Below are 12,221 nucleotides of genomic sequence, written 5' to 3'. Positions count from 1 at the left end.
TTAAACTAAGTCATTTTTCCTGCGTAAAATTTAGATCACTTATTTAATGTAATCGATATAATCACATTATTTTTCTAACTGAATTCTCTTTTTAAGCACATTATGCATCTGCCCCATAAACAAAAACAGCGCTATTAAGCGCTGTTTTTTATTATTTATGACTAATTAATCATTTCCTAGGAAAATTATAGGCCTAGTTTAGCAAGTTCTTTTTCAACTACAGAAACGGGTAGTGGAATGTAACCATCTTTTGCAACAATTCCTTGGCCTTGTTCAGATAACATCAATTTAATGAACTCAGCTTGTAATGGAGAAAGTGGTTTGTTTGGGTGCTTATTTACGTAAACGTATAAGAAGCGAGATAATGGATATTTACCAGAAATTGCATTATCCATTGTTGCTTCAATGAACGGACCGCCTTTCTTAGAAAGCGCAACCGCTTTAACACCAGCAACTTTATAACCAATACCAGAGTAACCGATAGAGTTTAGTGAAGATGAGACAGACTGTACTACAGAAGCAGAACCAGGCTGTTCATTAACAGAGTTTTTAAAGTCACCTTTACAAAGTGCTTTTGATTTAAAGTAACCATAAGTACCTGATACAGAGTTACGACCAAATAATTGGATATCTTTCTCTGCCCAGTTACCGTCTAGGCCAACATCAGACCAACGAGTCGCGTCTTTATCATTACCACATTTGTGAGTAGAAGAGAAAATAGCATCAACTTGCTTAATTGATAAACCTTCAATTGGGTTATCTTTATTAACGAATACAGCAAGTGCATCAATAGCAACACGAACTTCCGTTGGTTTGTAACCGTAACGTTTTTCGAATGCTTCGATTTCTTTAGACTTCATTTGACGACTCATTGGGCCGAACTGAGAAGTACCTTCAGTAAGAGATGGTGGAGCAGTTGAAGAACCTGCTGCTTGGATTTGAATGTTGATATTTGGGTATTGACGTTTAAACTCTTCAGCCCAAAATGTCATCATGTTTGCTAATGTATCAGAACCAACAGATGAAAGATTACCAGAAATACCGCTTACTTTAGTGTAAGTAGGTAAAGCATGATCAGCTGCAAGAACAGGCGTTGAAATTAATGATGCAGTACCTAAAGTAACCGCTGCTACTAACATTTTAAGTTTCATTCAAAACTCCATTTTCTACTAAGTTAATTTAATTTTTTTGTATTTCATTAATTTGTGATTTAACAAAATATTCATTACGCTTCGTAGCGATGTTGCTTAATATGAAGCTTAAGTGTGACACTTTCATTACAAGTGAATTATTTTATTCATGTTTTTATTATAAAAATAAAAAAAGGCTTATTACATCTAAGTAATAAGCCTCTTAAATCATACAGTTGATTATTTAAACAACCGTATTAATATTTATATTATTTATTGCTTTTGAATCGACGTATTAACATCAATGGTAAAGCAAATATCCATAACCAATAACTTGCACCGCCACTACGTTCAAAGCTTTGATCGCTATTGATCAATGCATCAGAGACCCAGCAGTTAGGGCTATCATCAGGTGTAGAGTTTAAATCAGGCGTTAATTTTATAAATATACGCGTTGCACCAACCAAGTCAGTAAAGTCACTAATACTATCGTATTGAAAGCCTTCAGCTAGTACAACACCATTATCATTAATCGCCGTTGCACTTTGTAAACGAATTAATGGATGTGTTACTTCAACAACACCATCTTCATCTACAGTTTGAGTACACAGTAAGTCTTCTAAGAACCAGCTATCACCCGTTGTATTATCATATAGAAATGCACTTTGAATACGAGCACTGCCGTTTACGACTGGATCCGTTTCATCATAAGCATCTGCTTTACCGACTACAAGACCGTTATTATTCATGTCATAACCACGACTATTTGCACCCGTATTAGCAGCACTGGTACCTGCTAAACGTTCTTTGGTTGTTAATACTTTTTTATCAAGAAATGGGAAAGTCACACTGTCATCATCAATATCATAAATAAACATTTCAATAGGTCTATTAATATTTTTAGAAACAGCATACTGACGATTACCCATCACCACATTATCATCGGTAATGGTTTTAGCCCAAGTATTGTACAATGTATCATCTTGATTACTAACACCTGATGTCGCTTGTGTAAGCTCCGTTGGCACGCCATAACTGCCTTCATCATCAGGCGTCATGATAATCGCGCGTTGACGTGCACCTTCAACATTATCTGAATATTCAAATGATGAGACACCAACTGCAATACCAACATTGTTAATATCAAATGCCGCTGCGCTGTAAGTAACATCACTACCCGAGTCACGCTCTTCATTATCATCTAACCACTCAGTTGCTAGCGTAAACCCTGTTAGCTCTGATTCTGTGAATAAATCCGTTCCACTATATTCCCAAGCCCATGCTTGTGTATCAAAACCGGGGCAATAAGTTAACTCACTAAGCGTATCGAGATCTTCAATGTTTCCTTCGTTATAACAAGCATCGAAATAACTACTATCGCCACCTGCTAATGATACGCTTGAATTTCCTATGATTAATTTTTTTACAGTGCCATTATTATAAGTGACTTCACGCATCTTATAAGCACTAGAAAAACCACCTTCTACCCCCTCAGCTTCATCTCCGTCAAACTCAGGTAATAATGAAACTGACACGAGACTAGTACTTGGATCGGTTACAAAACCACGTCGTACAAATTCACGCACACCATCATTATAAGGTGCAGAGCCATAACCAACGGCAAACAGCGCACCATCGATGGTGACAACGTCAGTCATTTTAACTTCTGTATCGTCGCCAAACCCTTCAACTTTAGTATTATTTGTTGCTCCCATTGTATAACTTTCGGGATCAATAATACTTTGGTTAATATTTGCCGTCGCAGCACGCCACGCTTGATAAGCATTTTCAAAGCTTAAATTAGAAGAGTTTTCACTACCTTTATAAACTTCCTCACATACTTCATCATCCAAGAAACACTCTTGATTAAATGTATAAGGCAAGCCAATATCGATGTCTTGTTCAAGCCTTGCTTTTAATGCGTAGGCACTAAATGTGTTATCATCTTCAGTGATGCCAGAAGCATAAGGGCCATAATTACTACCTGTTGTATCAGGTGCAATAATTTCATATTCATAATAAGAAGTTAATGTAGTTGCATAAGCGCTACTAGCTGATAATAAGGCAGCCAATGAGATACTTTTAGTATATTTCATCTGAAAATCATTCTCCGTTTTGTAATTCGTCCAACTCTTCCCAACGCATAAAAGCAGCTTCTAGTTTTTGTTCTGCTTCTGCTAATTGCACTAAAAATTGGTCAGCTTCTTTTTTGTCTTTAGTAAAAAATTCAGGTGTATTGATGGTTGCCTGTAAATTTTCTACTTGTTCTTCTAATTGTTCTAAAACAAGCGGTAAACCATCTAGTTCAAGTTGAACTTTATAAGATAATTTTTTCTTTTTAGGTGATTGAACTACCGCTTTTTCAACTTTAGCAGACGTTGGTTTATCCACTTTTATTGGCTGTGTTGACGCTTCACTTTGTTGCTTATGGCGAACAGCATCACTATAACCACCAACAAATTGTTGAATATTACCATTGCCATCAAAGAACCAAGTATGCGTTACGGTATTATCAACGAAACTACGGTCATGACTTACTAACAATAAAGTACCTTGATAGTTGGCTAATAACTCTTCCAATAATTCAAGTGTTTCGACATCTAAATCATTAGTCGGTTCATCTAAAATCAAGAAATTACTTGGCTTCAGGAATATTTTAGCTAATAAAAGACGGTTCTTTTCTCCACCGGATAGTGCTTTTACTGGCGTACGTGCACGATCTGGATGAAATAAGAAATCTTGTAAATAGCCTAAAACATGACGTTTATTACCATTAATTTCAACTTCTTGCTTACCTTCAGCAAGATTGTCTACCACTGTTTTTTCTGGATCTAATGCATCACGGTATTGATCGAAGTAAGCCACTTCTAGCTTAGTACCGCATTTCACAGTACCTTGATCAGGTTCGATATTCCCTAGTAATAATTTAAGTAATGTACTTTTACCACAACCATTTCGACCAACCAATGCGATTTTATCACCACGCATGATCGTTGTTGAAAAGTCACGCACAATTAATAAGTCATCGTAGCTATAGGTTAATGAATCTGTTTCGAAAATAATTTTTCCTGAACGAGCGGCTTCATCAACAATAATTTTAGCTTTACCTTGAACATTGGTTCGCTCTGAACGTTCTTGACGCAATGATTTTAACGCACGAACACGTCCTTCATTACGTGTTCGACGTGCTTTAATACCTTGTCTTATCCAGGTTTCTTCAATCGCTAACTTGCGGTCAAACTCAGCATTTTGTTCGTCTTCAACACGTAATGCTTCTTCTTTTGCAATAAGATATTCTTCATAACCGCCCGGCCATGAACTTAATTTACCACGGTCAATATCAACAATACGTGTCGCTAATCGACGAATAAATTCACGGTCATGACTGATAAAAATAATTGAACCTTGAAATGAGATTAAGAACTGCTCAAGCCATTCGATAGTCCCAACATCCAAATGGTTAGTCGGTTCATCGAGTAGCAATAGATCTGGGTCGTTTACCAGCGCTTTAGCTAATGCCACTTTACGTAACCAACCACCAGACAACTGATCTAATGTTATTTCAGGGTCAATGCCTAAACGATCTAAGATTTGATTAATTTTAGAATCAAGTTGCCATGCATCTAACTGGTCAACTTGTTCTTGTAATTTTTGTAATTTATTCAGTTGTTTTTCACTGCAATCTTCTGCAATGATGCTTAATTGTTCGTGATATTGACTTAATACTTTACCCGCATTTTCCATACCAGAGGCGACAAAATCATAAGCACTCATTGTACTCGCCGTTGGGGGATCTTGCTCTAAACGAGCGACTTTTACGTCATTATTAATTAATAATGAGCCATCATCTAATTGAATACGACCATCTAATACTTTTAATAGCGTTGATTTACCTGCGCCATTTCGGCCCACTAAACAAACACGTTCATTCGGTTCAACAACCATGTTAGATTTATTTAATAATGCACCGCCACCAAAGGCTAGTTCTGCGTTATGTAATGTTAATAATGCCACGTTGACTCACTCTTGTTTAATGTACATATTTTATTATATCGCAGGTTAAATTAAGGTTAAAATAAACTGCGAACTTCCTACTCTTTGTAGGATAAAAATCGTTCAATTTTATAATAGTCAAAAGGCCAATCTAAGAATTGGCCTTTTTCATTTTCTAATACTGGAATGCGCGTACCAAATAAAGTAACTAAGTCAGCTTTAAAGACGATATCAACTAATTGATAATCGACTTGGCATTGCGCTAACAATGCCATTGCTTGCTCACACAAATGGCAGCCATCTGTATGATATAGAATACATAAACTCATGATTTATTAATTCTTCATGCTTAATTTAACGTTACTCATACTTTATTACAACCTAGTTATGTTTAGTTAACAACCAGCATTGGTGTATCTTTTCATTACCTTTAAAGTCTTCCGGTATTGATGCTTTACTAATATCTTTAATATAAAAACCTAACGCTTTAATCGCTTCAATATCGAGTTTAAAACCACGTTTGTTATTAGAGAAAATAATCTCTCCGTTAGGGTTAACACGTTCACTTGCAGAGGTTAATAACGCAACGTGATCATCCTGTACATCAAACACATCACTCATACGTTTTGAGTTTGAAAACGTAGGTGGGTCAATAAAGATAAGGTCATACATTTCATGTGCATGTTGTAACCACTTAATACAATCCTGTTGGATAAATTCGTGATTACCTTTGATGCCATTTTCTGTAAAGTTTTCTTGTCCCCAATTTAAATACGTATTAGACATATCAACACTTGTCGTTGATTTAGCACCACCTAATGCAGCATGGATTGAAGCTGTTGCTGTATAACAAAATAGGTTTAGGAAATCTTTACCTTCAGCCATTTTACCAATACGTAAACGTGTTGGGCGGTGATCTAAGAATAAACCAGTATCTAAATAATCTTGTAAATTAACAATGATTTTTGCAGGACCTTCTTGTACCACTAAACGTTGTTTTTTACTGTCTAGTTTTTCATACTGTTGACGCCCTTTCTGACGTTCACGTACTTTGATGATCAGTTGGTCATCTGTTAAATCTAATAAGTAACGTGTTGTAGATACAATATCTAAGAAACGACGACGTACTTTTTGTGCATCTATTTCTTTAGGTGCACGATACTCTTGAATAATTAAATACTCATTATAACGATCAATGGCTACGTTATATTCCGGTAAATCGGCATCATATAAACGGTAACATTGAATGTTTTCGCGTTTTGCCCATTTGTCTAAACGTTTCATGTTTTTTAATAAACGGTTAGCAAAGTCTTCAGCGTAAATGGCTGGTTTAATCTGCTTAACTTCTTTAAATACTAACTCTGATTCTGACTCTTCAGCCATTGGGAATTCTTGCGTTGGTGTAATGGTCCCCCATGGATTATCATCAGTTGATTCTTTATAAACCACTTCAACTGCTTTTGCCTGTTTAGGCTGCTTAGCAGGTTTAAGTGCCTCTTCAACAATTGCCACACCTTCCACTAAACGTTTAGGTGAGATTCTGTAATTTTTAAGCACACACTCAATTGGACCATTAAAGAATTTAAAGCTCTTGCCTGCGCGCATTCCTAAACAGCTTAATAATTCAGTATCCATTGCAAACATACTTAAATTCCAACCTGCAAAAGCCTCTTTAAAGTGATGACCTAATTCAGTATATAAACTGATGGTGTCACTAAAACCACCTAGACGTTCACCGTATGGTGGATTTGAAATCAACATACCTGTGCTTAGTTCTTCTGGCGGTAATACTTTTTTCGCATCTTGTACGCTGAATTCAATTAACTCTGCAACACCTGCACGTTGTGCATTTTGACGTGCAATGGCAATCATATCTTTGCTTAAATCTGACGCATAGAATCGAGCAGAACAGTCTTTAACAGCACGCTTGCCATAAACTTGTGCCGTTGTTTTTAATGTTTTCCACGTTTCAGCATCGTGTTTTTTCCACTGCTCAAAACCAAATTTTTCACGTAAAGAACCTGGTGCAATATTAAGTGACATCATCGCAGCTTCAATTACTAACGTACCTGAACCACACATTGGGTCTAATAACGCTTCGCCTTTCCAACCACTACGTTTAATAATACCAGCCGCTAATGTTTCACGTAATGGTGCTTCACCAGCAATAGTACGGTAGCCACGAAGGTGTAATGGTGAACCAGAAAGATCCAGATAGATTGACGCTTTATCTTTAAATAAACGACCATTAAAACGAATATCTGCATCACGTTTTTCAACGTTAGGACGCTCATCGAACTTTTTACGGAAACGATCCACAATCGCATCTTTAATTTTTAATGCGCCAAACTGTGTGTTACGAATTTCGTCGTTACTACCAGAAAAGTCAATTGAGAATGTTTTATCAACATCAAAGTGTGTTTCCCATGGGATATTACTACACCCAAGATATAAATCCATTGGGTCAATAACTTTGAACTCACTTAATTTAAGTAAGACACGAGAGGCAAAACGAGACCATAAACAAACTTGGTAACCTTGCTCTAATGAACCGTCAAAGCTAACACCACCAGCAATTTGCTTAGTATTTTCAATACCAAGATCTTTAAGTTCTACTTCTAATAAAGGCGCAAGCCCTTTGGCGGTGGGGATAAAATAACTGAACATAGACGCTCTCATGCAATTGTTGAATAAAAAATAGCGCATATTATACCTTGCAAACTGTATTATCCCTATGAAATTTTCAGCTGTTTGTTGTCTATTATTAATCTGAATATTTTAATTAGTTTGTTTATTATTAAGTTAATAAACAAACTAATTTATTTTCTATTTTTATAAACCTTATTTGCCTCTCTCTATAAAATAAGGTTTGATGCAGCTTCGCGGTGTCGAGCTTGAATTTCATCGATATCACTATCAATTAACTGCCCCACTTTAACCTTCCAATGGCCTGCAACCATCACATAATCAGCTTTGTGAGCACCACATAAGATTAATGCAGCCAATGGATCATGTGACCCAGAAAAACGTAATTCATCTAAATTATACAAAGCAATATCTGCTTGCTTTCCAACGGCTAATTCCCCTATATCATCTCGACCTAATACTTGAGCAGAACCTTTTGTTGCCCAAAATAAGGCATCTAAATGAGTGACTTGATCCGCTTGATAGCGTAAACGATTAATCATCAATGCCTGACGAACTTCTTGAATCATATTAGAGCCATCATTTGAAGCAGAACCATCAACGGCAAGTCCTACGTGTACACCTGCGGCTTCTAATTCTTTGGTTCGACAAATACCAGAAGCTAATATCATATTAGAAGAAGGACAATGGGCGACTCCTACTTTTGCGGCCCCTAATCGTTTAATTTCTTGATCATTAAAATGGATACCATGTGCTAGCCATACGTCAGACGATAACCAACCAACGGATTCTAAATAATCAACAGGACGTAAACCAAAAGTACTTAAGCAGAAGTTATTTTCATCTTCAGTTTCAGCTAAATGTGTATGTAAACGTACACCATTTGCACGGGCGAGCTTAGCCGTTTCTTTCATTAAATCAGTGGTCACAGAAAAAGGGGAACAAGGTGCTAATGCTAATTGCACCATAGCGCCCTCGCCTTGTTGGTGGAATTGAGTGATCACACGTTGGCAATCATCCAATATTTCAGCGTCACTTTGTACTGTAGATTGTGGCGGTAAACCACCATCGTCTTGCCCTAAGCTCATGGAACCACGCGTTAGCATGACGCGATTACCAATCAGTTTCGCAGCTGACACTTGAATATCAATCGCTTCCGTTAATGCTTGGGGAAAAAGGTAATGATGGTCTGCCACAGTAGTACAACCTGATAATAATAACTCCGATAACCCTAATTCCGTTGCAGCATGTAACATATCAGGTTGTAATTTTGCCCACACTGGATACAGCGCCTGTAACCAAGGGAATAAACGTTTATTTAATGAATCAGGAAAAGCTCTGGTCAGTGTTTGATAAAGGTGATGATGCGTATTGATTAAACCAGGTAATAAAACGTGTTGGCTGGCATCGAAGATAGCATCAATAGGTTGTGTCGGTTCGTGATTGCTTGCAACAAGTTCAATAATAACGCCATTTTTAATAACAATGCCATTGCCTGCATTTTGTTGGTTAGCGGTAAAAATTGAAAGTGGTTTTTTGATCCATAGACTTGTAGACATGTGTTCACCTATATATAAATAGAGCAAACGATAGAAAGGAGTTTTAAAAGCAGCTTACTTAAAAGATCAATTGCTCAGTCACCTTATATCGTCGCGATATAATAAATAGCAGTGACTTGCGTGTTAATCTGCTGAGAGACTGTAATTGTACCGATTTATTTGTAAATTTGAATAGAAACTAACAAGACTTTATAGAAGCACTAGAGTCAGAGTTAACACTAAAGCAGGAATGAGATTAGAAATGAAAGTAAAAACGCTTCACTCTAGAAGCGTTTTTAAGTCTACATACAAATAAAATTACTTATTCAATAAATATTTAATACGTGTTTTTAAAATATCAGTAGCGATACGATTTTTACCACCACGAGGAATGATGATATCTGCATGTTGTTTTGACGGCTCAATAAATTGCAAGAACATCGGTCTTACGGTTTTTTTGTACTGTGCCATCACAGAATCTAACGTTCTACCACGCTCCATAATATCGCGCGTTAAACGACGCATTAAACAAATATCCAATGGTGTATCAATAAAGATACTAGCATCAATTTGTGAGCGCAATGTCGAATCTGTTAGTAATAAAATACCTTCAATGATAATGATTTTTTTAGGTGTTAAGTTAATGACTTCATCAGTACGGGTATGTTCAGTGTAACTATAAACAGGGATTTCAACAGATTGGTTGTGTTGTAATGATTTTATATGCTGGCTTAATAACTGATGGTCAAATGCTTTTGGGTGGTCGTAATTGGTTTGTACACGCTCTTCCATTGGCATGTGCGATTGATCTTTGTAATAAGCATCTTCAGAAATAATGCCTATTTGATCAGTCCCTAATTCTTGTCGAAGCTCATTACAAATTGTATGTGCAATTAAACTCTTTCCTGAGGCTGATGCCCCTGCAATTGCGATAACGACACAGTGATTTTTATTCAAAATTGACCTTCATAAAATAAATTAAATTTAAAAAAGGTTAATAGGTTAGAGAGCTGATGATATTTTTAAGTCTATAAAAACTCTTAAAAAAACTTTCTAACCTATTAACACTTAATATAGATACGTTTAATAAGCTGGAAAAAAACGGTTAGTAACATAGGCTAACGTTCCGCCACAAGTGAGTCCGCCAATATTAGCTAACAAATCTAACCATTCACCATAACGGTTTTGGTAAGGTTGTATTAATTCGATAGCACCACTTAACATAGTAAATAAGATGACGATAACAAACCAATAGTTTGGTTTTTTTAACATCAATGGAAAAATTAAAGCACTATAAGCAATAAAATGGTGACTTTTATCACTACCAGGTACATCGGGTAGCTGAGCCATTGGCGTCAATGATAAAAACGTAATTATTGTGGCTAATATTAATGATAATATGACCCAATAATCTCTTATTAACTGTAGTAGTAGCTTCATAAAATAATGCCCAATTATTTCTTAATTCATTGATTCTGCTAGTTCTGTGAGTAATTCATGCTGACGTTCAGTTAATTCTGTCGGTGTTGGAATGACAACAGTGTAAATTAAATCGCCTACTTGATCGCTGTTCATGGCTTTAACACCACGACCTTTGATTCTAAACTTGCGCCCTACTTGTGTGCCAGCAGGTATTTTCAAATTAATGTGCCCAGTAAATGTAGAGGCTTTAGCGGTACCTCCGACACTTGCAACAGGGAAAGAAGTGACTAAATCACAATATAGGTCATTGCCTTTACGCGTGAAGAAATCATGCTCTAATAACACGACTTCAACAAACAAATCACCACGCGGTGCGCCTAACGTACCAGGGTTACCTTGACCTGCAATACGAACACGCTGACCTTGGTTAATACCAGCAGGAACAACAACTGCTAATGGGTTTGTTGTATTCGGTAAACGTACTTCTTTGTTACAACCTTCCACACACTCTTCTAATGTTAATTCTATTTGTAGAATAATATCTGAGCCTTTTTCAGGTTGTGGTTGATGACGAGGTTGTTGCTGATGTTGTTGGCGTTGACCAAACATATCACCAAACATGTCATTAAAATCACCGCCACCGCCTTGTCCGAATCCACCTCGACCACGTGCTTGACCATTTTCAAATGCACTGTGTCCAAAGTCATCGTATTGTTCACGCTTTTCAGGATCATTTAGTATTTCATAAGCAGCTTTCACTTCACGAAATTTTTCTTGTGCAACTGGGTTATCAGGATTTCTATCAGGGTGATATTTCATCGCTAATTTTTTATAGGCTTTTTTAATTTCTTTCTCAGATGTTGTTTTAGTCACACCTAATACTTCATAACAATCACGTTTTGACATTCTTTTCTCAATAATTCCAATTGTAGTTGCATATTGCACAGCAAAGCGCGCGAATTATAGCTTAACTAATTTAAAATCACATAAAAATTGCTCGATGAAAAAATAAATAAACATAAATAAAGCCATCTATACATTTATTTATGGTGTATTTTATTTTTTAATAATAATTCAGGAACATCATATTAATCAGCAACCTTACGTGCACTCATACCGCTTTTATTTTTAAAACCTAGTAAAAACTAATATATTAAGTTTATCAAGGACAACATTTTTATTACATCCACTTTTATAATGACTCAATGATCACTCAGTAGTCATGGATAATTACTTTATTTATTAAGAAATAGACAACTTATAAGTCCATTTCATAAATAACCTCCGTTCTTGAAAAGCAAAGCGATACAACACCGCTATTTCCGTAGATTTCAGCCTTAAATTATCTCTCAATAATTCGCCTTGAACTACGTAAAACTAACGGCACTGACTAGTAAAATATATAGCCTTATGATTTTAAATATAACTCCGCTTTCATTAGGGCGTGTTGATCTTTCAAGAGTAATTTTTGAACAGCATGGTGGAAATGTAT

At 36.2% G+C, this 12,221-nt stretch carries 9 protein-coding genes; all 9 read right to left on the bottom strand.

From position 1 onward, the window contains the following. Positions 1-185: 185 nt before the first annotated feature. Positions 186-1,151, bottom strand: coding sequence for a phosphate ABC transporter substrate-binding protein PstS family protein (locus V6255_RS17450; protein WP_341629288.1), 966 nt, complete (start codon positions 1,149-1,151; stop codon positions 186-188). Between the two features lie 248 nt (positions 1,152-1,399). Next, on the bottom strand, positions 1,400-3,226 hold the full coding sequence (locus V6255_RS17445) for a DUF3466 family protein (protein WP_341629287.1): 1,827 nt from the start codon (positions 3,224-3,226) through the stop codon (positions 1,400-1,402). A gap of 7 nt (positions 3,227-3,233) precedes the next feature. Then, positions 3,234-5,144: an ATP-binding cassette ATPase Uup gene (gene uup, locus V6255_RS17440; protein ID WP_341629286.1), complete on the bottom strand. Its 1,911-nt coding sequence runs from the start codon at positions 5,142-5,144 to the stop codon at positions 3,234-3,236. A gap of 77 nt (positions 5,145-5,221) precedes the next feature. Continuing rightward, complete coding sequence (locus V6255_RS17435) at positions 5,222-5,452, bottom strand: glutaredoxin family protein (protein WP_025565011.1); 231 nt, start codon at positions 5,450-5,452, stop codon at positions 5,222-5,224. A gap of 52 nt (positions 5,453-5,504) precedes the next feature. Continuing rightward, positions 5,505-7,790 carry a bifunctional 23S rRNA (guanine(2069)-N(7))-methyltransferase RlmK/23S rRNA (guanine(2445)-N(2))-methyltransferase RlmL gene (gene rlmKL, locus V6255_RS17430; RefSeq protein ID WP_341629285.1) on the bottom strand — a complete coding sequence of 762 codons (2,286 nt, stop codon included), beginning with the start codon at positions 7,788-7,790 and terminating at the stop codon, positions 5,505-5,507. Between the two features lie 188 nt (positions 7,791-7,978). Then, positions 7,979-9,328, bottom strand: a complete 1,350-nt coding sequence (locus tag V6255_RS17425) for an 8-oxoguanine deaminase (protein ID WP_341629284.1) — start codon at positions 9,326-9,328, stop codon at positions 7,979-7,981. Positions 9,329-9,625: 297 nt separating this feature from the next. Next, positions 9,626-10,264, bottom strand: coding sequence for a uridine kinase (udk, locus tag V6255_RS17420; RefSeq protein ID WP_341629283.1), 639 nt, complete (start codon positions 10,262-10,264; stop codon positions 9,626-9,628). Between the two features lie 126 nt (positions 10,265-10,390). Continuing rightward, positions 10,391-10,747, bottom strand: coding sequence for a VanZ family protein (locus V6255_RS17415; protein ID WP_341629282.1), 357 nt, complete (start codon positions 10,745-10,747; stop codon positions 10,391-10,393). A 21-nt stretch (positions 10,748-10,768) separates the two neighbouring features. Then, complete coding sequence (locus tag V6255_RS17410; RefSeq protein ID WP_341629281.1) at positions 10,769-11,635, bottom strand: DnaJ C-terminal domain-containing protein; 867 nt, start codon at positions 11,633-11,635, stop codon at positions 10,769-10,771. Positions 11,636-12,221: the final 586 nt, after the last annotated feature.

Origin of the sequence: Psychromonas arctica, from assembly GCF_038155225.1 — a bacterium.
Classification (GTDB): domain Bacteria; phylum Pseudomonadota; class Gammaproteobacteria; order Enterobacterales; family Psychromonadaceae; genus Psychromonas; species Psychromonas arctica_B.
The sequence above is the reverse complement of the archived record's forward strand: the minus strand, read 5'-3'. Positions and strand labels throughout refer to the sequence as shown.